The organism is Streptomyces sp. NPDC059787, assembly GCF_042732315.1.
In the GTDB taxonomy this organism is placed as follows: domain Bacteria; phylum Actinomycetota; class Actinomycetes; order Streptomycetales; family Streptomycetaceae; genus Streptomyces; species Streptomyces atrovirens.
Genome location: NZ_JBHWHX010000051.1, coordinates 1 through 26,977, shown reverse-complemented (window position 1 = coordinate 26,977; position 26,977 = coordinate 1). Strand labels below are relative to the sequence as shown.

26 protein-coding genes are annotated in these 26,977 nt (G+C 71.5%); 13 read left to right on the top strand and 13 right to left on the bottom strand.

All coding sequences use genetic code 11. The annotated features are described in order from the left end of the window. Positions 1–26 precede the first annotated feature (26 nt). Genes ACFV5H_RS32155 through deoC form a run of 3 tightly spaced genes read right to left on the bottom strand, consistent with a single transcriptional unit; the run spans position 27 to position 3,323 of the window. Positions 27–935, bottom strand: coding sequence for an aldehyde dehydrogenase family protein (locus ACFV5H_RS32155; RefSeq protein ID WP_385198402.1), 909 nt, complete (start codon positions 933–935; stop codon positions 27–29). Beyond that, the gene (locus ACFV5H_RS32150; RefSeq protein ID WP_385057920.1) at positions 928–2,364 is read right to left on the bottom strand and encodes an aldehyde dehydrogenase family protein; all 1,437 of its coding nucleotides are present in this window, start codon (positions 2,362–2,364) and stop codon (positions 928–930) included. Before ACFV5H_RS32150 ends, ACFV5H_RS32155 begins: the two co-directional genes overlap by 8 nt. 5 nt (positions 2,365–2,369) lie before the next feature. After that, a complete protein-coding gene (gene deoC / locus ACFV5H_RS32145) occupies positions 2,370–3,323 on the bottom strand; it encodes a deoxyribose-phosphate aldolase (RefSeq protein ID WP_385057923.1) in 954 nt (317 codons plus the stop codon). Positions 3,324–3,435: 112 nt separating this feature from the next. Here deoC and ACFV5H_RS32140 point away from each other — a divergent pair, with 112 nt between their 5' ends. The 3 genes from ACFV5H_RS32140 (at position 3,436) to ACFV5H_RS32130 (ending at position 6,411) form a co-directional block, all read left to right on the top strand. Further along, a complete protein-coding gene (locus tag ACFV5H_RS32140) occupies positions 3,436–4,104 on the top strand; it encodes a PH domain-containing protein (protein WP_385198401.1) in 669 nt (222 codons plus the stop codon). Between the two features lie 110 nt (positions 4,105–4,214). Further along, positions 4,215–4,790, top strand: a complete 576-nt coding sequence (locus ACFV5H_RS32135) for an IS607 family transposase (RefSeq protein WP_385198400.1) — start codon at positions 4,215–4,217, stop codon at positions 4,788–4,790. Continuing rightward, positions 4,783–6,411, top strand: a complete 1,629-nt coding sequence (locus tag ACFV5H_RS32130) for an IS200/IS605 family accessory protein TnpB-related protein (RefSeq protein ID WP_385198399.1) — start codon at positions 4,783–4,785, stop codon at positions 6,409–6,411. Before ACFV5H_RS32135 ends, ACFV5H_RS32130 begins: the two co-directional genes overlap by 8 nt. Positions 6,412–6,422: 11 nt before the next feature. Here ACFV5H_RS32130 and ACFV5H_RS32125 read toward each other — a convergent pair whose 3' ends face one another. The 3 genes from ACFV5H_RS32125 to ACFV5H_RS32115 all read right to left on the bottom strand — a co-directional run bounded on the left by ACFV5H_RS32125 (position 6,423) and on the right by ACFV5H_RS32115 (position 9,598). Beyond that, complete coding sequence (locus ACFV5H_RS32125) at positions 6,423–8,057, bottom strand: phospho-sugar mutase (protein WP_385058928.1); 1,635 nt, start codon at positions 8,055–8,057, stop codon at positions 6,423–6,425. Between the two features lie 174 nt (positions 8,058–8,231). Continuing rightward, positions 8,232–9,056, bottom strand: a complete 825-nt coding sequence (locus ACFV5H_RS32120; RefSeq protein ID WP_073932136.1) for a purine-nucleoside phosphorylase — start codon at positions 9,054–9,056, stop codon at positions 8,232–8,234. Between the two features lie 101 nt (positions 9,057–9,157). Then, positions 9,158–9,598: a gamma-glutamylcyclotransferase gene (locus ACFV5H_RS32115; RefSeq protein ID WP_385058935.1), complete on the bottom strand. Its 441-nt coding sequence runs from the start codon at positions 9,596–9,598 to the stop codon at positions 9,158–9,160. Between ACFV5H_RS32115 and ACFV5H_RS32110 the strand changes: the two genes are divergently transcribed. Together ACFV5H_RS32110 and ACFV5H_RS32105 are read left to right on the top strand one after the other, a co-directional pair. Beyond that, positions 9,597–11,144, top strand: a complete 1,548-nt coding sequence (locus ACFV5H_RS32110; RefSeq protein WP_385058936.1) for an NAD(P)H-quinone dehydrogenase — start codon at positions 9,597–9,599, stop codon at positions 11,142–11,144. The genes ACFV5H_RS32115 and ACFV5H_RS32110 overlap by 2 nt on opposite strands. A gap of 134 nt (positions 11,145–11,278) precedes the next feature. After that, the gene (locus ACFV5H_RS32105) at positions 11,279–12,196 is read left to right on the top strand and encodes a DeoR/GlpR family DNA-binding transcription regulator (protein WP_383461927.1); all 918 of its coding nucleotides are present in this window, start codon (positions 11,279–11,281) and stop codon (positions 12,194–12,196) included. A 222-nt stretch (positions 12,197–12,418) separates the two neighbouring features. Here ACFV5H_RS32105 and ACFV5H_RS32100 read toward each other — a convergent pair whose 3' ends face one another. Next, positions 12,419–14,191: an acetyl/propionyl/methylcrotonyl-CoA carboxylase subunit alpha gene (locus tag ACFV5H_RS32100; protein ID WP_385058450.1), complete on the bottom strand. Its 1,773-nt coding sequence runs from the start codon at positions 14,189–14,191 to the stop codon at positions 12,419–12,421. Positions 14,192–14,554: 363 nt separating this feature from the next. Here ACFV5H_RS32100 and ACFV5H_RS32095 point away from each other — a divergent pair, with 363 nt between their 5' ends. After that, on the top strand, positions 14,555–15,034 hold the full coding sequence (locus ACFV5H_RS32095) for a hypothetical protein (protein WP_385198398.1): 480 nt from the start codon (positions 14,555–14,557) through the stop codon (positions 15,032–15,034). On the opposite strand, the gene ACFV5H_RS32090 is transcribed toward ACFV5H_RS32095, so the two are convergent. The 4 genes from ACFV5H_RS32090 to ACFV5H_RS32075 form a co-directional block, all read right to left on the bottom strand. Continuing rightward, positions 15,003–15,623, bottom strand: coding sequence for a Maf family protein (locus ACFV5H_RS32090; protein ID WP_385198397.1), 621 nt, complete (start codon positions 15,621–15,623; stop codon positions 15,003–15,005). The two genes, ACFV5H_RS32095 and ACFV5H_RS32090, sit on opposite strands and share 32 nt — an antisense overlap. 32 nt (positions 15,624–15,655) lie before the next feature. After that, positions 15,656–15,784, bottom strand: coding sequence for a morphogenic membrane protein MmpB (mmpB, locus tag ACFV5H_RS32085; RefSeq protein ID WP_258039556.1), 129 nt, complete (start codon positions 15,782–15,784; stop codon positions 15,656–15,658). Positions 15,785–15,921: 137 nt separating this feature from the next. Continuing rightward, positions 15,922–16,128 carry an acyl-CoA carboxylase epsilon subunit gene (locus tag ACFV5H_RS32080; protein ID WP_385058455.1) on the bottom strand — a complete coding sequence of 69 codons (207 nt, stop codon included), beginning with the start codon at positions 16,126–16,128 and terminating at the stop codon, positions 15,922–15,924. 9 nt (positions 16,129–16,137) lie between these two features. After that, complete coding sequence (locus ACFV5H_RS32075; RefSeq protein WP_385058457.1) at positions 16,138–17,727, bottom strand: acyl-CoA carboxylase subunit beta; 1,590 nt, start codon at positions 17,725–17,727, stop codon at positions 16,138–16,140. A gap of 217 nt (positions 17,728–17,944) precedes the next feature. On the opposite strand from ACFV5H_RS32075, the gene ACFV5H_RS32070 reads away from it, so the two are divergent. Together ACFV5H_RS32070 and ACFV5H_RS32065 are read left to right on the top strand one after the other, a co-directional pair. Next, positions 17,945–18,829 carry a biotin--[acetyl-CoA-carboxylase] ligase gene (locus tag ACFV5H_RS32070; RefSeq protein WP_385058458.1) on the top strand — a complete coding sequence of 295 codons (885 nt, stop codon included), beginning with the start codon at positions 17,945–17,947 and terminating at the stop codon, positions 18,827–18,829. Between the two features lie 136 nt (positions 18,830–18,965). Beyond that, entirely contained in the window at positions 18,966–20,072 is a 1,107-nt protein-coding gene (locus ACFV5H_RS32065) for an adenylate/guanylate cyclase domain-containing protein (protein ID WP_073932146.1), read from the top strand. Here the strand turns inward: ACFV5H_RS32065 and ACFV5H_RS32060 are convergent. Continuing rightward, a complete protein-coding gene (locus tag ACFV5H_RS32060) occupies positions 20,069–20,701 on the bottom strand; it encodes a hypothetical protein (RefSeq protein WP_385198396.1) in 633 nt (210 codons plus the stop codon). The genes ACFV5H_RS32065 and ACFV5H_RS32060 overlap by 4 nt on opposite strands. 216 nt (positions 20,702–20,917) lie before the next feature. On the opposite strand from ACFV5H_RS32060, the gene ACFV5H_RS32055 reads away from it, so the two are divergent. The 3 genes from ACFV5H_RS32055 to hutH all read left to right on the top strand — a co-directional run bounded on the left by ACFV5H_RS32055 (position 20,918) and on the right by hutH (position 24,603). After that, positions 20,918–21,718, top strand: a complete 801-nt coding sequence (locus tag ACFV5H_RS32055) for an enoyl-CoA hydratase/isomerase family protein (protein WP_385058460.1) — start codon at positions 20,918–20,920, stop codon at positions 21,716–21,718. A gap of 67 nt (positions 21,719–21,785) precedes the next feature. Continuing rightward, positions 21,786–22,934, top strand: a complete 1,149-nt coding sequence (locus ACFV5H_RS32050; protein ID WP_385058462.1) for a diguanylate cyclase domain-containing protein — start codon at positions 21,786–21,788, stop codon at positions 22,932–22,934. Positions 22,935–23,010: 76 nt separating this feature from the next. Next, the gene (gene hutH, locus ACFV5H_RS32045) at positions 23,011–24,603 is read left to right on the top strand and encodes a histidine ammonia-lyase (RefSeq protein WP_385198394.1); all 1,593 of its coding nucleotides are present in this window, start codon (positions 23,011–23,013) and stop codon (positions 24,601–24,603) included. Between the two features lie 46 nt (positions 24,604–24,649). Here hutH and ACFV5H_RS32040 read toward each other — a convergent pair whose 3' ends face one another. Continuing rightward, complete coding sequence (locus ACFV5H_RS32040) at positions 24,650–24,964, bottom strand: LAETG motif-containing sortase-dependent surface protein (RefSeq protein ID WP_385058466.1); 315 nt, start codon at positions 24,962–24,964, stop codon at positions 24,650–24,652. 109 nt (positions 24,965–25,073) lie between these two features. Between ACFV5H_RS32040 and ACFV5H_RS32035 the strand changes: the two genes are divergently transcribed. Both ACFV5H_RS32035 and ACFV5H_RS32030 read left to right on the top strand, forming a co-directional pair. Beyond that, positions 25,074–25,427: a hypothetical protein gene (locus ACFV5H_RS32035; RefSeq protein ID WP_385058467.1), complete on the top strand. Its 354-nt coding sequence runs from the start codon at positions 25,074–25,076 to the stop codon at positions 25,425–25,427. Between the two features lie 240 nt (positions 25,428–25,667). Beyond that, complete coding sequence (locus ACFV5H_RS32030) at positions 25,668–26,918, top strand: Ig-like domain-containing protein (protein WP_385058468.1); 1,251 nt, start codon at positions 25,668–25,670, stop codon at positions 26,916–26,918. Positions 26,919–26,977 lie beyond the last annotated feature (59 nt).

The following is a 26,977-nucleotide window of genomic DNA, read 5'->3' as shown; positions in this document are numbered from 1 at the left end:
GAGAGCCGGCGGTGCAGGGCGGCCGGTCAGTAGGCGGAGCCCGACGCGCCCAGCGAACCCGTCGGGTGCCAGACCGTCTTGGTCTCCAGGAACGCCGTCATGCGGTCCGTGCCGGGCGTCGCCGACCAGTCGTCCACAGGCTGTGGACGCAGGACGCGCTTGAGGTTGTCCGCGGCCGCGATCTCCAGCTCCTTCGCCAGCGTCTCGTCGGCGCCCGCGAGGTCGATCGCGTTGACGTCCTGGTGCGCGGCGAGCGGGGCGGCGATCTCCGCCGTACGGCCGGAGAGGACGTTGACCACGCCGCCGGGGAGGTCGGAGGTGGCCAGGACCTCGCCGAGGGAGAGGGCGGGGAGGGGGGACTTCTCCGAGGCGATCACGACGGCCGTGTTGCCCGTCGCGATCACCGGGGCCACCACCGAGACCAGGCCCAGGAACGACGACTCCTGGGGGGCCAGTACGGCGACCACGCCCGTCGGTTCGGGGGAGGACAGGTTGAAGAAGGGGCCCGCGACCGGGTTGCCGCCGCCGACCACCTGGGCGATCTTGTCGGTCCAGCCCGCGTACCAGACCCAGCGGTCGATCGCGGCGTCGACCTGTGCCGCCGCCTTCGACTTCGACAGGCCCTCGGCGTCGGCGACCTCCGCGACGTACTGGTCACGGCGGCCCTCCAGCATCTCGGCGATGCGGTACAGGATCTGGCCGCGGTTGTACGCCGTCGCGCCGGACCAACCGCCGAACGCCTTGCGCGCGGCGACCACCGCGTCACGGGCGTCCTTGCGGGAGGAGAGCGGGGCGTTCGCCAGCCACTTGCCCTTTGCGTCGGTCACCTCGTACACCCGGCCGCTCTCGGAACGCGGGAACTTCCCGCCGACGTACAGCTTGTAGGTCTTGAAGACCGAGAGTCGCGGTTCGGTCTTTTCGGTCTTCTCAGACATCGAGGTACGCCTCCAGGCCGTGGCGGCCGCCCTCGCGGCCGAAGCCCGACTCCTTGTAGCCGCCGAACGGCGAGGTCGGGTCGAACTTGTTGAACGTGTTGGACCAGATGACGCCCGCGCGGAGCTTGTTCGCGACCGCCAGGATGCGCGAACCCTTCTCCGTCCAGATGCCCGCCGACAGGCCGTAAGGCGTGTTGTTGGCCTTGGCGACGGCCTCGTCGGGCGTGCGGAAGGTCAGCACCGACAGCACCGGGCCGAAGATCTCGTCGCGGGCGACCGTGTGCGCCTGGGTGACCTTCGTGAACAGCGTCGGCGCGAACCAGTAGCCGGACGACGGCAGTTCGCAGGCCGGGGACCAGCGCTCGGCGCCCTCCGCCTCGCCCTGGTCGGCCAGCGCGGTGATCCGGGCCAGCTGCTCGGCGGAGTTGATCGCGCCGATGTCGGTGTTCTTGTCCAGCGGGTCGCCGAGGCGGAGCGTGGACAGGCGGCGCTTGAGGGAGTCGAGGAGCTCGTCGTGGATCGACTCCTGGACCAGCAGGCGGGAGCCCGCGCAGCAGACCTGGCCCTGGTTGAAGAAGATGCCGTTGACGATGCCCTCGACGGCCTGGTCGACGGGCGCGTCGTCGAAGACGATGTTGGCGCCCTTGCCGCCCAGTTCGAGGGTGACCTTCTTGCGGGTGCCCGCGACCGTGCGCGCGATCTCCTTGCCGACGGCGGTCGAACCGGTGAAGGCGACCTTGTTCACGTCGGGGTGGGCGATCAGCGCGGCGCCGGTGCGGCCGTCGCCGGTGATGATGTTGACGACGCCCTTGGGCAGGCCCGCCTGGCGGCAGATGTCCGCGAAGAAGAGCGCGGAGAGGGGCGTCGTCTCGGCGGGCTTCAGCACCACCGTGTTGCCGGTCGCCAGCGCCGGGGCGATCTTCCACGCGAGCATCAGGAGGGGGAAGTTCCAGGGGATGACCTGGCCCGCGACGCCGAGGGGGCGCGGGTTCGCGCCGTAGCCCGCGTGGTCGAGCTTGTCGGCCCAGCCCGCGTAGTAGAAGAAGTGCGCGGCGACCAGGGGGAGGTCCGCGTCGCGGGTCTCCTTGATCGGCTTGCCGTTGTCGAGGGTTTCCAGGACGGCGAGCTCGCGGCTGCGCTCCTGGATGATGCGGGCGATGCGGAAGAGGTACTTCGCGCGCTCGGAGCCCGGGAGCGCCGACCACTTCTCGAAGGCCCTGCGGGCGGCCCTCACCGCGCGGTCGACGTCCTCCTCGGTGGCCTCGGCGACCTCGGAGAGGACCTCCTCCGTGGAGGGGGAGACGGTCTTGAAGACCTTGCCGCCGGCCGCGTCGGTGAACTCGCCGTCGATGAACAGGCCGTACGACGGGGCGAGGTCGACGATCGAGCGGGACTCGGGCGCCGGTGCGTAGTCGAAAACAGGTGCCATGGTGATCAGTCCACCGTCACGTAGTCGGGGCCGGAGTAACGGCCGGTGGCCAGCTTCTGACGCTGCATCAGCAGATCGTTCAGCAGCGAGGAGGCGCCGAAGCGGAACCAGTGGTTGTCCAGCCAGTCCTCGCCCGCGGTCTCGTTGACCAGGACCAGGAACTTGACGGCGTCCTTCGTCGTACGGATGCCGCCGGCCGGCTTCACGCCGACCTGGACGCCGGTCTGGGCGCGGAAGTCGCGGACCGCCTCCAGCATGAGGAGGGTGTTCGCGGGGGTCGCGTTGACGGCGACCTTGCCGGTCGAGGTCTTGATGAAGTCCGCGCCGGCCAGCATGCCGAGCCAGCTCGCCCGGCGGATGTTGTCGTACGTCGACAGCTCGCCGGTCTCGAAGATGACCTTGAGGCGGGCGTTCGTCCCGCAGGCCTCCTTCACGGCGGTGATCTCGTCGTACACCTTCATGTAGTTCCCCGCGAGGAACGCCCCGCGGTCGATGACCATGTCGATCTCGTCCGCACCGGCGGCGACGGCCTCGCGGACGTCCGCCAGTTTCACGGCGATCGGGGCGCGGCCGGCCGGGAAGGCGGTGGCGACGGAGGCGACCTTGACGCCGGAGCCGGCGACGGCCTCCTTCGCCGTGGCCACCATGTCGGGGTAGACGCAGACCGCGGCCGTGGCGGGCGTGGTGCGGTCGGTCGGGTCGGGGCGGACCGCCTTCGCGCCGAGCGCCCGGACCTTGCCCGGGGTGTCCGCGCCTTCCAGCGTCGTCAGGTCGACCATCGAGATGGCGAGGTCGATGGCGTACGCCTTCGCGGTCGTCTTGATCGAACGGGTGCCGAGGGAGGCGGCGCGCGCCTCCAGGCCGACCGCGTCGACGCCGGGCAGCCCGTGGAGGAAACGGCGCAGCGTGCTGTCGGACGCGGTGACGTCGCTGAGAGCGTTTGGTGCAGTGGTGGGCATGGTCACCAGACGAGCATATCTACGCGCGTAGCGGCTGTACAGCCCCGTGGTGGACCGCGTACGGCTTCCACCGCGTACGACCTCCCCGGAGGCGTCGTGCAGAATCGGGAGCATGACGTCCCCCGAGCACCAGTCGTCCGACCCGGAGCCCACGAGGCCGACCGGGTCTGCGGCACCTCAGTACAAGGACCGCATCTACCGCTCGCCCGCGGGCATCGTCGGCGGTGTGCTGCTGCTCGCCGTCATCGGATGGCTCGGCGTCGACGCGGTGTTCGCCGGCGAGGGCCGCACCCCGTGGCTGGCCCTCGCCGCGATGCTCTTCTTCGTACCGCTGATCGTCGCCTACACCCTGCGCCCCGCCGTGTACGTGAACGACGACCGGCTGCGCGTCCGCAACCCGTTCCGCGTGATCGTGCTGCCCTGGGGACAGGTCACCTCGCTGCGGTCCGGTTTCACCAACGAGGTCTTCACCGAGTCCGGTGCGAAGTACCAGCTGTGGGCCCTTCCGGTGTCGCTGCGGGCCCGCAGCAAGGCGAACCGGCAGGAGGCGCGGGCCGCCGCGCGGGCCGAGCTCAAGGGCGGCCGCGGTGCGGGGGGCGCCGTCGAGGAGCCCCGGCAGCACGAGAGCGACCGGGCGATGGGCGAGATGCGTGAACTGCACGAGCGGCGGCAGGGTGCCGAGGCCGCGCAGGGTGAGGTGACCGTGCGGTGGGCCTACGAGATCGCGGCGCCGGCCGTCGCGGGGGCGGTGCTGCTGGCGGTGCTGCTGGCCGTGGGGTGAGGGGGTGACGTGGGGCGAGCGGGCTCGCCCCACGCGGGGTCTCTACCTGCTGGTCCTCGCAGTCGGGTGAGTGAGCGTAACCATGTATGAGTGAGTGTCGTTGTGAGAGCGTGAATCTGACGGAGTGGGCGAAGACGCAGGGCGTGCATCCGCAGACCGCGTATCGCTGGTTCCGTGAGGGGACGTTGCCGGTACCGGCTCAGCGGGTCGGGCCGCGCACGATCCTGGTGAACATCGACGCGAACACCACACCCGGGGCCGTCGGCGGTCTGGGCCTGTATGCCCGTGTGTCCTCGCACGAGCAGAAGAGTGATCTGGAACGCCAGGTGGCTCGGTTGTCGGCGTGGGCGGTCAAGGCCGGTCACCGGGTCGTTCGTGTCGAGGCGGAGATCGCTTCCGGGATGAACGGCTGCCGTTCCAAGGCCCGGCGTCTGCTGGCCGACCCGCACGTGACCTGTGTGGTGGTCGAGCACAAGGACCGGCTCGGCCGGATGAACGTCGGGCTTGTCGAGGCCGCCTTGTCCGCGACGGGCCGTCGCCTGCTGGTGCTGGACGAGGGTGAGGCCGAAGACGACCTGGTGCGGGACATGGTGGAGGTGCTGACCTCGTTCTGCGCCCGCCTGTATGGGCGCAGGTCGGCGGAGAACCGTGCCCGCAAGGCACTGGAAGCCGCCGAACATGGCTGACCTCCGCCCGATCGCCGCGCCGTTCGTCGCTCTCGGACCGTCCGGTGTGGCGGTACGTACCAGGCTCAAGGAGCTCACGGCCGAGGACGAGAAGGTTCTGCGCCTGGTGGGTGCGCACCTGGGCTCGCTCGCCGCGAAGGACCTCAAAGCGCGTTGCGTGGACGGCCTGGAGCACTCGACCGAGTCATGGGCGGCCCGTAAGAGGAACCTGACGGCCCAGTCGTCGTCCCGGTGGGCCGGGTCGATCACGAAGGCCACGCATGACCAGTGGGCGCTCGCCCGGCGCGGCCAGGCCGCACACGCGCAGTCCCTCGAGGCCGGTATCACGACGATCCGGCACCGGCTGTCGCTGCCGGTCGGCCAGAAGGGCACCAAGCGGGCTCCCGGCGGCTACCGCTGCGCGCACGAGTGGTTTAACAAGACACGCCGCCTGCAGGTGCTGGAGGACCGGCTCCACCGGGTCCGGGCCGACCGGGAAGCGGGACGGGTGCATGTCGTGCGGGGCGGCAAACGTCTGCTGGGCACCCGCCACCACCTCGACAAGGCGGAACTGGCCGAGGCCGAGTGGCGTGAGCGGTGGGAAGCCGGGCGCTGGTTCCTGAAGGCGGACGGCGAGTCGGGCAAAAGGTTCGGCAACGAGACGATCCGCATCACGCCCGAGGGAGAAGTGTCGATCAAGCTCCCGGCCCCGCTCGCCGGCCTGGCGAACGCCAGGCACGGCCGGTACGTACTCGCCGCGCAGGTGCGGTTCCCTCACCGGGGGCAGGAGTGGGCCGACCGTGTGGAGGCCAACCGGGCGGTGGCCTACCGCATCCACTACGACACCAGGCGCGGACGCTGGTATGTGGACGCCTCCTGGCAGATCCCACCCGCCAGGACCATCCCACTGAAAGCTGCCCTCGCCGTTGGCGTGATCGGCGTGGACACCAACGCCGACCACCTCGCCGCATGGCGCCTGGACACGCACGGCAACCCGACCGGCCGGCCGCGCCGGTTCCTCTACGACCTGTCCGGCAACACCCAGCACCGCGACGCCCAGGTACGGCACGCCCTCACGCGGCTGCTGCACTGGGCCAAAACCTGCGGCGTCAAGGCCATCGCGGTCGAAGACCTCGACTTCCAGGCCGAGAAGACCAGAGAGAAGCACGGGCGCAAGTGCCGATTCAGGCAGCTGATCTCCGGCATGCCGACCGGCAGGCTCCGCGCCCGGCTCACCTCCATGGCCGACGCCACAGATATCGCAATCATCGCCGTGGACCCCGCCTACACCAGCAAGTGGGGCGCCCAGCACTGGCAAAAACCCACGACCGGCCCCACCCGTAAGACCACCCGGCACGATGCCGCGAGCATCGCGATCGGACGACGCGCCCAGGGACACCCGATCCGGCGACGGACGACACCGCCCCGTGCACACCAGAGCGATGTGCACGGGCATCGGACCGTCCAGGCCGGACCGGACACTCTCGGGCGTGAGGGACCCCGCCCCCGCATCCTCGGACCACGGACACGATCCGTGCCGCCGGACGCGGCGCGTACGCGGGCGACCAGGACATCCAACATCGTTCGGGATGTCCGCAGCGTGCAGGAATGGGTCCAAGACTCACTCCTGCTCACTGATTAGGAACGGTTCCCTCAGATGCCGGCTGCCTCGGACAGGTCCTGCTTGATCCTCGCGAGGAGTGCCGTCGCCTTCGCGCGGGCCTCGGGGAGGCCGGTCCTCGTCGCGACCGGGACCACCACCTCCAGGTAGCACTTCAGCTTCGGTTCCGTGCCGCTGGGGCGGACGACGACCCTCGCGCCGTCCAGGGTGTAGCGGAGGCCGTCGGTGGGCGGGAGGGTCGCCGTGCCCCGGGTCAGGTCCTCGGCCTCGGTGACGCGCAGGCCGGCCAGCTCCGTGGGCGGCCGGTCGCGCAGGCGGCGCATCGCGGAGGCGATCAGACCGAGGTCCTGTACACGGACCGAGAGCTGGTCGGTGGCGTGCAGGCCGTGCTCGACGGCGAGGTCGTCGAGGAGGTCGAGGAGGGTGCGGCCCTCGGCCTTCAGTCCGGACGCCAGTTCCGTGAGGAGGAGGGCCGCCGTGATGCCGTCCTTGTCGCGTACGCCGTCCGGGTCCACGCAGTAGCCGAGGGCCTCCTCGTAGCCGTAGCGGAGGCCCTCCACCCTGGCGATCCACTTGAAGCCGGTCAGGGTCTCCTCGTACGGGAGGCCCGCCTTCCCGGCGATGCGGCCGAGGAGGGACGACGAGACGATCGACTCCGCGAACGTGCCGGTCGCTCCGCGGCGGACCAGGTGGGCGGCGAGCAGGGCGCCGACCTCGTCGCCGCGCAGCATGCGCCAGTCCGCGCCGTCCCTGACCGCGGCGGCGCAGCGGTCGGCGTCCGGGTCGTTGGCGATGACCAGGTCGGGGTCGGTCTCCCGGGCCTTCGCGAAGGCCAGGTCCATCGCGCCCGGCTCCTCCGGGTTGGGGAACGCGACGGTCGGGAACTCCGGGTCGGGGTCGGCCTGCTCGGCGACGAGGACGGGCTGCGGGAAGCCGGCCCGTGCGAAGGCGGCGAGGAGGACGTCCTTGCCGACGCCGTGCATCGCCGTGTAGACGGTGCGGGCGGTGCGGGGGGAGTCCTTGGACAGGACGGCGTCCGTGCGGGCGAGGTAGGCGTCCAGGACGGTGTCGTCGAGGGTCTCCCAGCCTTCGGTGGGGCGGGGGACCGTGGTGAGCGAGGCCACGGCCCCGATCTCGGCGGCGATCTCCGCGTCGGCCGGGGGGACGATCTGGGAGCCGTCGCCGAGGTACACCTTGTAGCCGTTGTCGCGGGGCGGGTTGTGGCTGGCGGTGACCTCCACTCCGGCGACGGCGCCGAGGTGCCTTATGGCGAAGGCGAGGACGGGGGTGGGGAGGGGCCGGTCGAGTACGGCCGCCCTGAGACCTGCGCCGGTCATGACGGCGGCGGTGTCCTCGGCGAAGTCACGGGACTTGTGGCGGGCGTCGTAGCCGATGACGACGAGGCCGTCGGTGTGGCCGTGCTTCTTGAGATACGCGGCGAGGCCGGCGGCCGCGCGGATGACGACGGAGCGGTTCATGCGCATCGGGCCCGCGCCGAGCTCGCCCCGGAGACCGGCGGTGCCGAACTGGAGGGTGCCGCTGAAGCGGGCGGCGATCCCGGTGTGGTCGCCGGCGTCGATGAGGCGGGCGAGTTCCTCGCGGGTGTCCGGGTCGGGGTCCTCGGCGAGCCACGCCTGGGCCTGTGCGGTGAGGGCGTCGTCTTGCACGGTCGGTCGGCCTCTCTCGTTGGTCGTCTGTCAGGTTTTCATGCCTGCGGGTTCGGTGGGGGTACGGGCCGCGCAACCCCCGACCCCCACCAGCACGGGGCACCCCGCAAGGCACCGGAACGGCGTGAGCCGGGAGGCATCGGCGCACCGCACCCCGGAAAAGCGGGCCGGCGCCTACAGGCGGCCGAGCACCTGTCCCAGCAGGGACCCCATCCGTGTCGCGGAGTCCCGGCCCGCCTGGAGGACCTCCTCGTGGTTCAGCGGTTCGCCCGTCATCCCCGCGGCCAGGTTGGTGACCAGGGAGATGCCCAGGACCTCCGCCCCCGCCTCACGCGCGGCGATGGCCTCGAGGACCGTCGACATGCCGACCAGGTCCGCCCCGATCACCCGGGCCATCCGGATCTCCGCCGGAGTCTCGTAGTGGGGGCCGGGGAACTGCGCGTAGACGCCCTCCTCCAGCGTGGGGTCGATCTCCTTGCACAGCGCCCGCAGGCGGGGCGAGTAGAGATCGGTGAGGTCGACGAAGTTCGCGCCGACGATCGGGGAGGTCGCCGTCAGGTTGATGTGGTCGCTGATCAGGACCGGCTGACCGGGGCGCATGCCCGCACGCAGACCCCCGCAGCCGTTCGTCAGGACGATCGTCTTCGCCCCCGCGGCCACGGCCGTACGGACGCCGTGGGCCACCGAGGCGACCCCGCGTCCCTCGTAGTAGTGCGTACGGCCCAGGAACACCAGGGCCCGCTTCGCACCGATGGCGTACGAGCGGATCTTGCCACCGTGGCCCTCCACCGCCGGAGGCGGGAAGCCGGGCAGCTCGGTGACCTGGAGCTCGGCCTCGGGCGTGCCGAGGGCGTCCACGGCCGGGGCCCAGCCGGAGCCCATCACGAGGGCGACGTCGTGGGTCTCGGCGCCGGTGAGTTCGCGCAGGCGCGCGGCGGCGGCGTCGGCTGCGGCGTACGGGTCGCCCTGGATGTCGTCCGGAAGAAGAGAAGCGTTCACGCGATGAGGGTAGCCGGTAATCGCCTACGCGCGTAGATATCGGAGTGGATGGGTTTGCGATCGTTGTCTTGCCGTTTCCCGCGCGGGGGCACGCGAAGGGGTCAGCAGGGGCGCTTGCGGAGTTCCATCACATAGTCGTGGGGCGCGCCCGCGGACTCCGCCGCGTCGGCGATCCCGCCCAGGTAGCGGGCCGCGGGAAGGCCGCCCTCGTAACTGTTGAGGACGTACGTCCAGGCCGGCTCCTCGCCGTCCAGGGTGTGCGCACGCACCCGGGTGCGGCGGTAGAGGTCCAGGCCGCCCGCGCCCTCCCAGCGGTCCAGGGACTCCTCGTCCATCGGGGCGATGTCGTAGAGGGCGACGAAGACCGCCGAGATCGGGTCCTCGACCAGCGTGGCCAGCGCGCCCTCCCAGCCCATGTGCTCGCCCCCGAACGTCAGTCTCCACCCGTTCAGCCAGCCGGTGGCACGCAGCGGCGAGTGCGGGGCGCGGCGGGACATCAGCCGCGCGTCGAGATTGCCGGCGTACGCGGCGTAGAGCGACATGGGGGAAGGGTACGGCAGCCGGAACCGGGCCCACTCCGGTAACAGGGGGGCCACGGCCGAGGCCCCCGGGCGGTCGCACGGTGAAGTGTGCGGGACAATGGAGTACGTGACTCGGATCGTGATCATCGGTGGCGGACCCGGCGGATACGAAGCGGCGCTGGTCGCCGCACAGCTCGGCGCGGAGGTGACCGTCGTCGACTGCGACGGCCTGGGCGGGGCGTCGGTGCTCACCGACTGCGTGCCGTCCAAGACCCTGATCGCCACGGCCGAGGTGATGACCACCTTCGACTCCTCGTACGAGGAACTGGGCATCATCGTCGCCGACGACACCCCGCCCATGGAGCAGGCCGCCCGGGTGGTGGGCGTGGACCTCGGCAAGGTCAACCGCCGTGTGAAGCGGCTCGCACTGGCCCAGTCCCACGACATCACCGCGTCCGTGACCCGGGCCGGCGCGCGCGTGCTGCGCGGGCGGGGCCGGCTGGAGGGCATGCAGGCGCTCGACGGATCGCGGAAGGTCGTCGTCCGCGCCGCGGACGGGACCGAGGAGACGCTCACCGCCGACGCCGTACTGATCGCGACCGGCGGGCACCCGCGCGAGCTGCCGGACGCCCGCCCCGACGGCGAGCGGATCCTGAACTGGACCCAGGTGTACGACCTGAACGAGCTCCCCGAGGAGCTCATCGTGGTCGGATCCGGTGTCACGGGCGCCGAGTTCGCCGGTGCCTACCAGGCGCTCGGGTCGAAGGTGACGCTCGTGTCCTCGCGCGACCGGGTGCTGCCGGGCGAGGACCCGGACGCCGCCGCCGTGCTGGAGGACGTCTTCCGCCGCCGCGGGATGAACGTCATGGCGCGCTCGCGGGCCCAGTCCGCGAAGCGGGTCGGGGACCGGGTGGAGGTGACGCTCGCCGACGGCCGCGTCATCACCGGCTCGCACTGTCTGATGGCCGTGGGCGCCATCCCGAACTCCGAGGGCATGGGCCTGGAGGAGGCCGGCGTCAGGCTGCGGGAGTCCGGCCACATCTGGACCGACAAGGTCTCCCGGACGACGGCCCCCGGCGTCTACGCCGCCGGTGACGTCACCGGCGTCTTCGCGCTCGCCTCCGTGGCGGCGATGCAGGGCCGTATCGCCATGTACCACTTCCTGGGCGACGCGGTGGCCCCGCTGAACCTGAAGACGGTCTCGTCGAACGTCTTCACCGACCCCGAGATCGCCACCGTCGGCTACTCCCAGGCCGACGTCGACGCCGGCAAGATCGACGCCCGTGTGGTGAAGCTGCCGCTGCTGCGCAACCCGCGCGCGAAGATGCAGGGCATCCGTGACGGCTTCGTCAAGATCTTCTGCCGTCCCGGCACCGGCATCGTGGTGGGCGGCGTGGTCGTCGCGCCGCGCGCCTCGGAACTCATCCACCCCATCTCGATCGCGGTCGACAACAATCTGACGGTGGAACAGATCGCGAACGCCTTCACGGTCTACCCCTCGCTGTCGGGCTCGATCGCCGAGGTGGCACGGCAGTTGCACACGCGGAAGGCCGGCGAGGAGGTCTGACGGCCCGGAACGACGGCCCTATACCACTTGGTGCGGGGCCGTGCGAACAACTTCTGCTATTCAGCGCAAACTGCTGAAAGCAGACGGTCGCTGGCGTTACTGTCAGTTTCGTGTTCGCTGCAGAACGTCGCCAATTGATCCTCGAAATGGTGCGAGCGAACGGGGCCGTGTCGCTCCGTGAGCTCGCCCGCGTCGTCCAGACCTCCGAAGTGACCGTACGGCGGGACGTGCGCGCGCTGGAGGCAGAAGGACTCCTCGACCGCCGGCACGGCGGTGCGGTACTGCCGGGCGGTTTTACGCGAGAGTCCGGTTTTCCGCAGAAGTCACATCTCGCGACCGCCGAGAAGACCGCCATCGCCGACCTCGCCGCGAATTTCGTGGAAGAGGGCGAGGCCATCGTGGTCGGCGCGGGTACCACCACGCAGGAGCTGGCCCGCCGGCTGGCCCGGGTGCCCGGCCTCACGGTCGTCACCAACTCCCTGCTGGTCGCCCAGGCGTTGGCCCACGCCAACCGGGTGGAGGTGGTGATGACCGGCGGTACGCTCCGCGGCTCGAACTACGCCCTGGTGGGCAGTGGTGCCGAGCAGTCCCTGCAGGGGTTGCGGGTGTCCCGGGCGTTCCTCTCCGGGAGCGGCCTCACCGCCGAGCGCGGGCTGTCCACGTCCAACATGCTGTCGGCGTCGGTCGACCGGGCATTGGTGCAGGCCGCGGCGGAGGTGGTGGTCCTCGCGGACCACACCAAGCTCGGTACGGACACGATGTTCCAGACGGTGCCCACGGATCTGATCACGCGGCTGGTGACCGATGAGCCGGCCGGGCACGACGACCGGGCGGCAACGGAGTTGCAGGCGCTGGCCGATCAGGGCGTGCAGATCGCCGTCGCGGGGGCGGGGGGTGAGGGGGGCTCGGCGGGGCGCCAGCGCCGGGACGTTCCTCTTCCCGGGCCGCGTCGGCAAGGGCCCGGAGGGCTGCGTACGGCTGTGGCGCTGGGGGCGGCGGAGTCGGCGCAGGGGGCTGAGCGGGCGCGGGTGGCGGATCTGCGGAGGCGCTGACGAGGTCTGCCCCGGGGGCTTGCAAGGCGTCCCGCGTCGGTGCGGGCCGGGAGTGTCCGCGCGGCCCGCACCGACGCGGGGCGCCGTCGCGCCCACCTGTGCCGCCTGGGAGTACCTCCCAGGCTCTTGAGGCACCGGGGAAGACATGACTGCTCGCGGAGAGCGGGGGCCTGCGGCGCGGCCCGGGTCACCCTGGACGTGACGCCGCAGGCGTCGGACGTGTCAGTCCTTGATCTCGCAGATCGCCGCGCCGGAGGTGATGGAGGCGCCGACCTCCGCGCTCAGGCCCTTGATGGTGCCGGAGCGGTGGGCGTTGATGGGCTGCTCCATCTTCATGGCCTCCAGGACGACGACCAGGTCGCCCTCCTGGACCTCCTGCCCCTCCTCCACGGCGAGCTTGACGATCGTGCCCTGCATCGGGGAGGCGAGGGTGTCGCCGGAGGCCACCGGGCCGGACTTCTTCGCCGCGCGCCGCTTCGGCTTCGCGCCCGCCGCCAGCCCGGTGCGGGCCAGGGACATGCCCAGCGAGGCCGGGAGCGAGACCTCCAGACGCTTGCCGCCGACCTCGACGACGACCGTCTCGCGGTCGACCTCCTCCTCCGCCCCCGCGTCGACCGCGGCGGCGAACGGCTTGATCTCGTTGACGAACTCCGTCTCGATCCACCGCGTGTGCACCGTGAACGGTTCGGCCGAACCGGTGAGCTCGGGCGCGAACGCGGCGTCCTTCACCACCGCGCGGTGGAACGGGATGGCCGTGGCCATGCCCTCGACCTGGAACTCCTCCAGCGCACGGGAGGCCCGCTCCAGCGCCTCCTTGCGGGTGCGCCCGGTGACGATCAGCTTCGCCAGCAGCGAGTCCCACGCCGGGCCGATGACCGAACCGGACTCCACGCCCGCGTCCAGCCGCACACCCGGCCCCGACGGCGCGTCGAAACGGGTGACGGTGCCGGGAGCCGGCAGGAAGTTCCGCCCCGGGTCCTCACCGTTGATGCGGAACTCGAACGAGTGACCCCGCAGCACCGGATCGCCGTACCCCAGCTCCTCACCGTCCGCGATGCGGAACATCTCCCGCACCAGGTCGATGCCGGCGACCTCCTCGGTCACCGGGTGCTCCACCTGCAGGCGCGTGTTGACCTCCAGGAAGGAGATCGTGCCGTCCAGGCCGACGAGGAACTCCACCGTGCCCGCGCCGACGTAGCCGGCCTCCTTCAGGATCGCCTTGGAGGCGGAGTACAGCTCCTCCATCTGGGCGTCCGACAGGAAGGGGGCGGGCGCTTCTTCGACCAGCTTCTGGTGCCGCCGCTGCAGCGAGCAGTCACGGGTGGAGACCACGACCACGTTGCCGTACTTGTCGGCCAGGCACTGCGTTTCCACGTGGCGGGGCTTGTCCAGGTAGCGCTCGACGAAGCACTCGCCGCGGCCGAAGGCGGCGACCGCCTCGCGCACCGCGGAGTCGTACAGCTCCGGCACCTCCTCCAGCGTCCGCGCGACCTTCAGACCACGTCCGCCACCACCGAAGGCGGCCTTGATGGCGATCGGCAGCCCGTGCTCCTCCGCGAAGGCCACGACCTCCTCGGCGCCGCTCACCGGATCGGGCGTACCCGCCACCAGCGGCGCGCCCGCGCGCTGCGCGATGTGCCGGGCGGCGACCTTGTCGCCGAGGTCACGGATGGCCTGCGGCGGCGGCCCGATCCAGATCAGGTCCGCGTCCAGCACCGCCTGGGCGAACTCCGCGTTCTCGGAGAGGAAGCCGTAGCCGGGATGGATGGCGTCCGCGCCCGACTCCTTCGCGGCCTTCAGCACCTTGTCGATGTCGAGGTAACTGGTGGCCGGAGTGTCACCGCCCAGGGCGAACGCCTCATCCGCGGCGCGGACATGCAGAGCGTCCCGGTCCGGGTCGGCATAGACGGCAACGCTCGCGATTCCGGCATCCCGGCAGGCCCGGGCAACGCGGACAGCGATTTCGCCACGGTTGGCGATGAGCACCTTGCGCACGATTGAGGCTCCCTCCTTGAAACAAGCCGAGTTTAGGGACTGCCGACACGGCACTTCGACCCGTCCCCACTGGTGAGCTTGCCCACACGGAGCGTGATACGAGGCTCGCTCGACCCGCGAAAGCCCTTGTCGCACCTCGGTACGCAGGACTCCTCCCGGAAACCCTAGCCGTCCTGTGTGGTCAAGGTCTCTGTGAGAGCGTGCTGCGGCCCACTCCGTTTCTTTGTGGAGTCCCTACGAATGGCCCAATGATTCTTTGCCCTACGCAGAACCCTTGTACCGAGGTTTACCCGTTAGTAGCCTTCGCGTCGGCCCGAACATACTCGGGGTAACCACAAGCGTGCTCGAAAGTGGGTGGGGCCGGTGGTGCGCAGACCGGTGGCGTGGGTCGTGGCGCTCGTACTGTTCGCGGAGGCGCTCGGCATAGCGGCGCTGAACTGGATCCTGGCCTCCGTCGTCGACCGGCAGGACATGTCGCTGGCCGGTCTCGACCCGGACATGATGTCGACGTCCTCGAAGATCGGCGGAATCGTCTTCGGGCTCTACTTCGCGCTGTGCGGCCTGGTGGCCCTGCTGGTCGCCCTGCGCGACCGGGCGCCCGCCGGGCTCGGCCGGGTACTGCTGATCAGCGCGGCGGTGGTGCACGCGCTGCTGGGCGCGCTCACATGGGGGCTGGTCGGCCCGCCCGCGTTCCTCTGCATGGTGGTCGTGCTCGCGCTCATCGTGCTGCTGCTGATGACGTACGACGGCCGTCCGGAGCAGCCGGCCGGTGCCGCTCCCGGGAGCGGCGCCGGCGGTGACGGCTCGCCGGTCACGCCTCCGGCCGCGCCCACAGCTCCGTGATGCCGACACCCAGGTCGGCGAGGAGACGCCGGACCAGGGGCAGGCTGATGCCGATGACGTTGCCGTGGTCGCCGTCGATGCCGTCGATGAACGGGGCCGAGCGGCCGTCCAGGGTGAACGCCCCGGCGACGTGGAGCGGTTCGCCGGAGGCCACGTAGGCGGCGATCTCCTCGTCGGTGGGATCGCCGAAGCGGACCACGGTGGAGGCGGTGGCGGAGACGTAACGGCCGCTGGCGGTGTCGTACACGCAGTGGCCGGTCTGCAGCGTCCCCGCGCGTCCCCGCATGTCCTTCCAGCGCGCGGTGGCCTCCTCGGCGTCCGCGGGCTTGCCGAGGGCCTGGCCGTCCAGTTCCAGGACCGAGTCGCACCCGATCACCAGTGCGCCCTTGACCTCGGGCTTCGCGGCGACGACGGACGCCTTGGCCTCGGCCAGGGCGAGCGCCAGCTCGGCGGGGGTGGGGGCGGTGACGGCGTCCTCGTCGACCCCGCTGACGATCACCTCGGGATCCAGCCCGGCCTGACGGAGCAGCCCGAGCCGGGCGGGGGACTGGGAAGCGAGCACGAGTCGCCTGCGGCGCTGAGCAGTCATGCCCTCAGGTTAGTCACCTGAGCCGGGCCGCATCACCGCACGCCGATCACGAGCATCGCCAGCACCATGGCCATGGCCAGGAGAACGCTCAGCCTCCGCAGCATGCTCTGCATGTCACGCAGTTCTTCGGGCGGTTCGTTCTCCGGGTCGGACCACAGCATGCCACCAGCGTGCGGCCCGGCAGGGCGGGGCGCCTGAGTAGGCGTACTCAAATCGGCGCCCCGCGTTGTTCCACCGTGCGTCCGCGCGGCGGAGCCGCACACGGGCACGGCCTCGCGCCCCTGAGGCCGGCTGCGGCTCAGCTCGGCCAGTACGTGCGCGTCCACGATGTCGGGCCCGGGTGCGGGACGCCGTGGGCCGCGATCCGGGACGGGTCGGACCAGGAGTCGCGGGGGGTGGGCGCGCCGGGCGGTACGGCTGACGCCGCCGCGGCGCGCGCCCGGACCACCGCCAGTGCGGCGGCCAGCTCCTCCGGGGTGGGGTTGCCCCGTACGACCTTGATCACGTCGGCTCCTTAGAGGGGGATGTTGCCGTGCTTCTTCGGGGGCAGGGATTCCCGCTTCGTACGCAGCTGACGCAGGCCCCGGACGATGTGGCGGCGGGTGTCGGACGGCATGACCACCGCGTCGACGTAGCCGCGCTCGGCCGCGACGTAGGGGTTGAGGAGGGCGTCCTCGTACTCCCGCATCAGCCGCGCGCGGGTCTCCTCGGGATCGTCCGACTCGGCGATGGTGCGGCGGTGCAGGATGTTGACCGCTCCCTGTGCGCCCATCACGGCGATCTGGGCGGTGGGCCAGGCGAGGTTGAGGTCGGCGCCCAGGTGCTTGGAGCCCATGACGTCGTAGGCGCCGCCGAACGCCTTGCGGGTGATGACCGTGATGAGGGGGACGGTGGCCTCGGCGTAGGCGAAGATCAGTTTGGCGCCGCGGCGGATGATGCCGTCGTGCTCCTGGTCCACGCCGGGCAGGAAGCCGGGGACGTCGACGAAGGTGATCACCGGGATGTTGAAGGCGTCGCAGGTGCGCACGAAGCGGGCCGCCTTCTCGGAGGCGGTGATGTCCAGGCAGCCGGCGAACTGCATCGGCTGGTTGGCGACGATGCCGACGGGCCGGCCCTCGACACGGCCGTAGCCGGTGAGGATGTTCGGCGCGAACAGCGGCTGGGTCTCGAAGAACTCGGCGTCGTCGAGGACGTGCTCGATGACGGTGTGCATGTCGTAGGGCTGGTTCGCCGAGTCCGGGACGAGCGTGTCCAGCTCGCGGTCCTCGTCGGTGACCGTCAGGTCCGCCTCCTCCGGGAACGCCGGGGGCTCGGAGAGGTTGTTCGACGGCAGGTACGACAGCAGCTGCTTGACGTACTCGATCGCGTCCTTCTCGTCGCCGGCCATGTGGTGGGCCACGCCGGACGCGGTGTTGTGGGTGCGGGCGCCGCCGAGCTCCTCGAAGCCGACGTCCTCGCCGGTGACCGTCTTGATGACGTCCGGGCCGGTGATGAACATGTGGGACGTCTGGTCGACCATGACCGTGAAGTCGGTGATCGCGGGGGAGTAGACCGCGCCGCCCGCGCACGGGCCGACGACCAGGCTGATCTGCGGGATCACGCCGGAGGCGTGGGTGTTGCGGCGGAAGATCTCGCCGTACGCGCCCAGCGAGGCCACGCCCTCCTGGATGCGGGCGCCACCGGAGTCGTTGATGCCGATGACCGGGCAGCCGGTCTTCAGCGCGAAGTCCATGACCTTGCAGATCTTCTGCCCGTACGTCTCGCCCAGCGCCCCGCCGAAGACGGTGAAGTCCTGGGAGAAGACGGCGACCGGGCGGCCGTCGACGGTGCCGTAACCGGTGACGACACCGTCGCCGTAGGGACGGTTGGCGTCGAGGCCGAAGTTGGTGGAGCGGTGCCGGGCGAACTCGTCGAGTTCGACGAAGGACCCCTCGTCGAGCAGGAGGTCGATCCGCTCACGGGCCGTCAGCTTGCCCTTGGCGTGCTGTTTTTCGACGGCGCGTGCGGAGCCGGCGTGCGTCGCCTCGTCGATGCGACGCTGAAGATCCGCGAGCTTGCCCGCGGTCGTGTGAATGTCAGGCTGCTGCTCTTCCGGCTCGGACATCGGGATGCGGCTCCCTGCCTGCTCAAAAGGGGGGACGGTTACTCATCCGTAGCGTAGTAGGGGGCCTTCCGATCGGCAGTGCGGTGTTTCCCACACCGCTTTCCCCTTCACAGACGAGGGAAGGAGATCCTCGAAGAGTCGACCGTGAGCCTCAGTCCTCGGAGCCGGGATCCGTCCCCTGTGCGGGGCGGAGGGTGTCAAACCTAGTGTGGGTCGCATGACACCCCATGCTGAAGGTACGCCCGACGGACACAGCGAGCCGGGTTCGGGACGTTGGTCCGACCTCGGCCGCCCGCCGTTGAACGCTGTCGGTCTGCGGCGAGGGCTGGTGCGCGCGGGCGGATTGTGGACGCAGGTGGACGTGGTGCAGCGCACCGGGTCCACCAACTCCGACCTCGTGGCCCGTGCCGACGCGGGCGGGCTGGAGGAAGGTGCCGTCCTGGTCGCCGAGGAGCAGACCGCCGCGCGGGGGCGTCTCGACCGGCGGTGGACCGCGCCGGCTCGGTCGGGGTTGTTCTTCTCCGTGCTGTTGCGGCCCGCCGAGGTGCCGGTGGCGCGGTGGGGGTGGCTGCCGCTGCTCACGGGTGTGGCGGTGGCGACCGGGCTGTCGCGGGCCGCGGGCGTCGACACGGCGTTGAAGTGGCCCAACGATCTGCTGGTCACGGTGGGGGGAGAGGAGCGCAAAGCCGGGGGGATCCTGGCGGAGCGGGCCGGTGACGACGGGGTGGTGATCGGCGTCGGGATCAATGTGAGCCTTCGGGACGACGAGCTGCCGGTGCCGACCGCGGGGTCGCTGGCGTTGGCGGGGGCGGCGAGTACGGATCGGGATCCGTTGCTGCGGGGGGTGCTGCGGTCGCTGGAGGACTGGTACGGGCGGTGGCGGGCGGTGGGGGGCGACCCGGGGGCGAGCGGCCTGCAGGAGACGTATGCGGCGGGGTGCGCGACGCTGGGGCGGGTGGTGCGGGCGGAGTTGCCGGGGGACCGGGAACTGGTGGGGGAGGCGGTCGCGGTGGACGGCGACGGGCGGCTGGTGCTGGCCACGGGGGAGGGCGTTCAGGAACCGGTGGGCGCGGGCGACATCGTCCACTTGCGCGCGAGGTGAAGCCACGCATTCGGCGGGGGTTGCCGCACCCCCAGGGCCTCACCCCGCGGCCCGACCGAACGGAGTGAGCTGGCGCACACCTGCCGTAGAGTTGAGCCCGGTCGATACCTGGCCATGGCAGATCGGAAGGGCACGCGTGACCGTCGACGACTCGGGTTCCACGGACGCGCAGGGCGCCGGCGAGGATCCGCTTGCCCTGCGCCTCGAACAGCTCATCCTGGGCGCCGAGCGCCGTTACACACCGTTTCAGGCGGCCCGCAGCGCCGGCGTCACCATGGAGCTGGCCACCCGCTTCTGGCGGGCGATGGGTTTCGCCGACGTGGGCCAGGCCAAGGCCCTCACCGAGGCGGACGTACTCGCCCTGCGCCGGCTCGCCGGTCTGGTGGAGGCGGGCCTGCTGAGCGAGGCCATGGCGGTACAGGTGGCGCGGTCCACCGGGCAGACCACCGCCCGGCTGGCCGAGTGGCAGATCGACTCCTTCCTGGAGGGGCTGACCGAGCCGCCCGAGCCGGGCATGACCCGTACCGAGGTGACGTATCCGATCGTCGAGCTGCTCCTGCCCGAGCTGGAGGAGTTCCTCGTCTACGTCTGGCGGCGGCAGCTCGCCGCGTCGGCCGGGCGGGTCGTGCAGGGCGCCGACGACGAGGAGATGGTCGACCGGCGGCTCGCCGTCGCCTTCGCGGACCTCGTGGGGTTCACGCGGCTGACCCGGCGGATGGAGGAAGAGGAGCTCGGCGAGCTCGTCGAGGCCTTCGAGACCACCGCCGCCGATCTGGTCGCCGCGCGTGGCGGGCGGCTCATCAAGACGCTGGGCGACGAGGTGCTCTACGCCGCCGACGACGCCGGTACGGCCGCGGACATCGCGATGCGGCTGATCGAGACCATGGCGAACGACGAGACCATGCCGGAGCTGCGGGTCGGCATGGCGTTCGGCACGGTGACCACCCGGATGGGCGATGTGTTCGGTACGACCGTGAACCTGGCCTCCCGGCTCACGTCCATAGCGCCGCGCGACGCCGTGCTCGTCGACAGCGCCTTCGCCGAGGAGCTGATCCGTACCGGTGACGCGCCCGCCTCCGAGGCGGCGGCGGCCGAGGCGGTGGCCGCGGCGGAGAAGGAGGGCGAGGAGCCGCCGAGCTACCGGTTCGCGCTCCAGCCGATGTGGCAGCGGCCCGTGCGTGGTCTGGGCGTGGTGGAGCCCTGGCTGCTCACGCGCCGGAACGGGGCTTCCGTCCCGTCCTAACCCCGACCGCCCACACAGATGCCGATGATCGGTACGCACAGGCCGGGACGGGGGTCCGGGGTGCGGTCGTCCGGCTGTGGCGGCGGCGGGTCGTGGGGGGCCGACGGGGGCGGTTCCGGCGTGTTGCGCGGGGGCTGCCGGGGCGTGGGTGAATGCGGTCCACTGGTGGTCGCGGGCGCGGTGGCGGGTGGTGCGGTCGGGGTGTCCGCCGTGTCCTCCGACGTGTCCTCCGCGTCCGGGACGGTCGTGGCGGGCCGGGCCGACGCCGGCGGCTCGGGCGCCGTGAGCGGGGTCGGGTCCTTGCCGCCCAGCGCCGTGGGGGAGGACGGGCTCGCCTCGGGGGTGGGGGTGACGGCCCCGGGCGCGGCCGGGGAAGCGGTGGGTGTGCCGGTGCCGGTGCCGGTGCCGGTGCCGGCACCGGTGCGGGGGATGGTGCGGGGGCCGGCCTCCGTGCCGATGTCCGTGCCGCCGCCCTGGGGGGCGGTCAGGCGGATCAGGGTCACGGCGCTCGCGGTCACGGCCAGGCTCCCCGCGGCCAGCAGGACCTTGCGGGAGCGGGGCCTGCGGTGGCGGCCCCGGGGGCGGGAGGTGCCTGCCGGTGGCTCTTCCGCCGGTGTGGTCGGTGTCATCGCGATCCCCTCCCCTGCGTGCGCGCCTCCGGCGTGCCGCGGTGTGCGCACGTTATGCGCTCCCGCGAGGGGTCGGGCGGGGAGCCGGAGCGATGTCACTCGAACGGGTGGCCGGGGGGTGACAAGGGAACCGGGCGTGCGCCCTTTTCCCCGGTGGGCGTGGGCTGCGATGATCGGGACGAGCGAAAGTTAACCCGCGTTAACCGGAGGATGTCGATGAGTGAGGAACGGTTCGGGGAGTTCGTGCTGGTGCGCCGGCACGATCGGGGGCATGTCGCGGAGCTCGTCCTCGACCGGCCGGGGGCCATGAACGCCGTGTCGACCGGGATGGCCCGCTCCATCGCCGGTGCCTGTGCGGCGCTGGGGGAGGACCGGAGTGTACGGGTGGTGGTGCTGAGCTCCTCGCACGAACGGGCGTTCTGCGTGGGGGCCGATCTGAAGGAGCGCAACTCCTTCAGTGACGCCGATCTGGTGCGTCAGCGGCCCGTGGCGCGCGGGGCGTACACCGGGGTGCTCGAACTGCCCGTGCCGACGGTGGCGGCGGTGCACGGGTTCGCGCTCGGCGGCGGGTTCGAGCTGGCCCTGTCGTGCGACGTGATCGTCGCCGACCGTACGGCGGTCGTGGGGCTGCCCGAGGTGTCGGTCGGGGTGATTCCGGGCGGAGGCGGTACACAGTTGCTGCCCCGGCGGGTGGGAGCGGCCAGAGCCGCCGAGCTGATCTTCACGGCACGCCGGGTGGAGGCCGCCGAGGCCCGTGAGCTGGGGCTGGTCGACGAGCTGGTGGAGGAGGGGCGGGACCGGGAGGAGGCGCTCGCCCTGGCGTCCCGGATCGCCGGGAACTCGCCGGTGGGGCTGCGGGCGGCCAAGCGGGCGCTGCGGCTCGGGCACGGGCTGGACCTGTCCGCCGGGCTGGAGGTCGAGGACGCCGCCTGGCGATCGGTGGCGTTCTCGGGGGACCGGGCGGAGGGGGTCGCCGCCTTCAACGAGAAGCGCAGGCCGGAGTGGCCCGGGGAGTAGCGGGCCGGCGGGCCCCGTTCGCTCCCTCAATGTCACGATCGGTCCTGAATCTTCCTAACCTGGAGGGATGGGTGAGGAGAGCCGGCTGGCGGCTGTGGTGGCGCTGGCCCAGGGCATGGCCGCCGCGCACGGTTCGCGGGACGCCTGGCGGGCCGCGGCCGGCGGGGCCTGCCGGGCGCTGGGCGGGAGTTTCGCCGCGCTGTCGGTGTGGGAGCGCGAGCTGGGGCGGCTGCGGGTTCTGGTGAACGTCGGGGAGCTGGCCGAGGGGGAGGAGGAGTTCCCGGAGGACGAGTCGTATCCGGTGTATCAGTTCGCCGAGATCACCGAGTTCCTGCACGAGCGGTGGGCGGGGGGCGGTGAGCCCGACGCGTGGGTGGAGACCGCCGAGGGACCCTCGGCGGGGCGCTCCGGGTACTGCCACCAGCGGGTGGCCGCGCTCAGGCGGCGGGGGCGCGGGTGCTGTGTGGTCGCGCCGATCGTGCTGCACGGGCGGGCCTGGGGCGAACTGTATGTGGCCCGGCCGGCCGGTGCGCCCGTCTTCGGACGGGACGACGCCGACTTCGCGATGGTCCTGGCCGCCGTCGTGGCCGCCGGGATCGCGCAGACCGAGCGGCTGGAGGAGGCCCGGCGGCTGGCGTACACGGACTCGCTGACCGGGCTGGCCAACCGGCGTGCCGTGGACGCGCGGCTCGACGAGGCCGTGGAGCGGCACCGGCGCGACGGGGCCGTCGTCAGCCTCGTGGTGTGCGATCTGAACGGGCTGAAGCGGGTCAACGACACGCTGGGGCATGCCGTGGGGGACCGGCTGCTGGAGCGGTTCGGGTCCGTGCTGTCGCTGTGCGGGGCCATGCTGCCGGGGGCCCTGGCGGCGCGGCTCGGCGGGGACGAGTTCTGTCTGCTGGTGGTGGGGCCGCCGGCCGACGAGGTCGTCAAGGCGGCCGACGAGGTGTGCCGGCGGGCCGTGGAGCTGGGGATCGGGGACGGTGTCGCCTGCGGGGTGGCGTCCACCGAGGATCCCGTCGGGCCGGTGCACTCCGCCCGGCGGCTGTTCCGGCTGGCCGACGCGGCGCAGTACCGGGCCAAGGCCGAGCGTGCCGCGCATCCCGTCGTGGCCGGGCGGGAGGGGCCGGACGATCCCGTCGTACGGCTCGCGGACGAGCCGTCGCGGGCGGCGGACGGGGAGCGGCGTCGGTTCCGGGGGCGGCATTCGCCGTAGCGCGTGAGCTGTCGGTAAGGGGTGAGGCGGGAGTCCGGTGGTGACATCATTGAATTCACTGCGTACGCTCCTGAATATGGATATGCACACTGTGGTGAATCGGAAAGGCGCGCAGCGCGGCCTTGAAAGGGTGGTGGTGGGAGACGGGCGGGCCTCTGGCGTGACCGCGTCCGACGTGCTCGCCGTGGCGCGCGGCGGTGCCCGCGTCGAACTGTCCGCGGAGGCGGTGGCCGCCCTCACCGCGGCCCGCGGGATCGTGGACGCCCTGGCCGCCAAGCCGGACCCCGTCTACGGGGTGAGCACCGGCTTCGGCGCCCTGGCGACCCGGCACATCAGCCCCGAGCTCCGTGCCCAGTTGCAGCGCAACATCGTCCGCTCGCACGCCGCGGGGATGGGGCCCCGCGTGGAGCGGGAGGTCGTACGGGCGCTGATGTTCCTGCGGCTGAAGACCGTCTGCTCCGGACGCACCGGCGTCCGGCCCGAGGTCGCGCGGACGATGGCCGACGTGCTGAACGCCGGGATCACCCCGGTCGTGCACGAGTACGGTTCCCTCGGCTGCTCCGGCGACCTCGCCCCGCTGTCCCACTGCGCCCTCGCGCTGATGGGCGAGGGGGAGGCGGAGGGCCCCGACGGCAGCGTGCGGCCGGCCGGTGAACTGCTCGCCGAGCACGGCATCCGGCCCGTCGAACTGCGCGAGAAGGAAGGGCTCGCCCTCCTCAACGGCACCGACGGCATGCTCGGCATGCTGGTCATGGCCCTCGCCGACCTGGACCTCCTGTACAAGTCCGCCGACGTTACGGCCGCCCTGAGCCTGGAGGCGCTGCTCGGCACCGACAAGGTGCTCGCCCCCGAGCTGCACGCCATCCGCCCGCACCCCGGCCAGGCCGCCAGTGCCGCCAACATGCTGGCCGTGCTCAAGGGTTCGGGGCTGACGGGGCATCACCAGGACGACGCTCCCCGCGTCCAGGACGCCTACTCGGTGCGCTGCGCCCCGCAGGTCGCCGGCGCCGGACGGGACACCCTGGCGCACGCCCGGCTGGTCGCCGAGCGTGAACTCGCGGCCGCCGTCGACAACCCCGTGGTGCTGCCCGACGGCAGGGTGGAGTCCAACGGAAACTTCCACGGGGCGCCGGTCGCCTACGTCCTGGACTTCCTCGCCATCGCCGTCGCCGACCTCGCCTCCATCGCCGAGCGCCGCACCGACCGGCTGCTGGACAAGAACCGCAGCCACGGGCTGCCGCCCTTCCTCGCCGACGACGCCGGCGTGGACTCCGGGCTGATGATCGCCCAGTACACGCAGGCCGCCCTGGTCAGCGAGCTGAAGCGGCTCGCCGTACCGGCGTCGGCGGACTCCATCCCGTCCTCCGCGATGCAGGAGGACCACGTCTCCATGGGCTGGTCGGCGGCGCGGAAACTGCGTACGGCCGTCGACAACCTCACCCGGGTCGTCGCCGTCGAGCTGTACGCCGCCACCCGGGCCGTGGAACTGCGCGAGGGGCTGACCCCGGCGCCGGCCACGAGGGCGGTCGTCACGGCCGTACGGGAGGCGGGCGTGGGCGGGCCCGGCGCGGACCGCTATCTCGCTCCCGACCTCGCGGCGGCGGAGGCGTTCGTGCGGGACGGGCGGCTGGTCGCGGCCGTGGAGACGGTCACCGGACCGCTGAACTGAACCGTCCGGGGCCCGGCGGCCGTTCCGCCGGGTCCCGGTACGGACGTCACAGACCCAGGCGTTCCCGGCGCACCGAGTAGACGACGAAACCGGCGCCGAGGGCGAGGCAGGTCGTGCCGCCGGCGATGTACGGGGTGCTGTCGAAGCTGCCGGTGTCCGCGAGGCGGACGTCCTCCCCCGTGTCGCCGACGGACGTCGACACGACTCTCGCCTGCTGTGTGACCTGCGGAGACGGACTCGCCGAGACCGTGTCGGCCACCGGTGTGTTCGAGGTCGCGTTCGCGGACGGGACGAACCACAGGGCGCACAGCAGGGTGCCCGCGGCGGTGGCGGTCAGCAACGGACGGAGCGCGGAAGACACGGAATATCGATCCCCTTGTGGCGCTGGCGAATTGGCCGTGTGGGCAGATGTTAGTGAAAATCGCGGGTCACAGGAAAGTCACGGGGGCCCGGGGCCGTACGCTCCGGGCATGAGCACCCCAGAGACATCACGGTTTGTACGGCTTCGCGTGGAACTCGTCCTCGAGATCGACGACGAGGAGGCGGTGACCGGGGCCGCGCTGAGCAGGATCGCGGAGGACGGCGGCATGCCGGACGAGGAACGGGTACACGCCGAGAGCGCTGTGGCGGAGGACACCGCGGAGGCCCTCGCCCAGCTCGTCGACCCGTTCGCCCTGCTCGGCGAAGTGCCGGGCGTGGAGCTGCTCCAGGCCTCCTGGAGCGGCGAGGAGATCGACTACGACCCCGACTCGTCGGAGTGGGACCTCGACGAGGACGATGACGACGAGCCCTGTGACGAGGACGGGGCGGGGCGGGCCGGCTGAGGCGTTTTGGGGAAATCGTGACCCCGGGCGGCAACCGCCACCGGGGTCCTGACGTCTCAAGCGGCGGAGCGCCGACCGGAAACCCTCGCCGTCCGCCCGGCGGACGTGGCGAGCCCCACACCCGCGGGTCATGGGGAACGGGAGCACCCGGTCGTAGCGTTGAAGGTTGTGGACGGGGTCCCTCGTCTTCGCGACGAGGCCTCGTGGGGTTGGGATTCGGCAACGATGGAGAAGCGTGTGATGACGGACGGTAAGCGGCGCAGGGGTCTGGCGGCCGCGTCCGCTCTGCTCGGCGGAGTGCTGGTGCTCTCGGCGTGTTCCGGCGGCGACGACGGTGCCTCGGGCGACAGCGACAAGGGCGGTTCACAGGCCCAGGTCGACGAGGCGGCGGCGAAGAAGACCTCCGAGGCGCAGATCAAGATCACGCCGAAGGACGGCTCCAACAACGCCTCCATCAACAACTCCGCCGCCGTGACCGTGGCCAAGGGCACGCTCACCGAGGTGAAGATGACCACCACCGACGGCACCGCCGTCGCCGGTGAGATATCCGCCGACAAGAAGAGCTGGAAGCCCAGCGCCCAGCTCGAGCGCGCCACCACCTACAAGCTGTCGGCCACCGCCGAGGACTCCGAGGGCCGCGCCGCCCACGAGAACGCCTCGTTCACCACGGTCGCCCCGGACAACAGCTTCATCGGCACCTTCACCCCGGACGACGGCACCACCGTCGGCGTCGGCATGCCGGTGTCGATCAACTTCGACAAGGCCATCACCAACAAGGCCGAGGTGCAGAAGGGCGTCACCGTCACCAGCAGCAGCGGCCAGGAGGTCGTCTGCCACTGGTTCAACGCCAACCGCATGGACTGCCGGCCCGACGAGTACTGGCAGGAGGAGTCCACCGTCACGCTGAAGCTGGCGCTCGACGGTGTCGAGGGCGCCGAGGGCGTCTACGGCGTCCAGCAGAAGACGGTCACCTTCAAGATCGGCCGCAACCAGGTGACGTACGTCGACGCCGAGACCAAGCAGATGAAGGTCACGCAGGACGGCAAGACCGTCCGCACCATCCCGATCTCCGCCGGTTCGCCCGACAACAAGACGTACGAGGGCCAGATGGTGATCTCCGAGAAGTTCAAGGAGACCCGGATGAACGGCGCGACGGTCGGCTTCACCGACGACGACGGCAAGGGCGAGTACGACATCAAGGACGTGCCGCACGCCATGCGTCTGAGCACCTCCGGCACCTTCGTCCACGGCAACTACTGGGGCGCCAAGTCCATCTTCGGCAGCGCCAACACCAGCCACGGCTGCGTGGGCCTGTCCGACACCAAGGGCGCGAACGACCCGAGCACGCCGGGCGCCTGGTTCTACGACAACTCGATCATCGGCGACGTGGTCGTCGTCCAGAACACCGGCGACAAGACCATCGCCCCGGACAACGGCCTCAACGGCTGGAACATGAGCTGGGAGCAGTGGAAGGCGGGCTCGGCGGTCTGACGCCGGCCGCGCACGCGGCGCCCCACCCCACCACCTGACCGATGCCGCCGTCCGCTCCC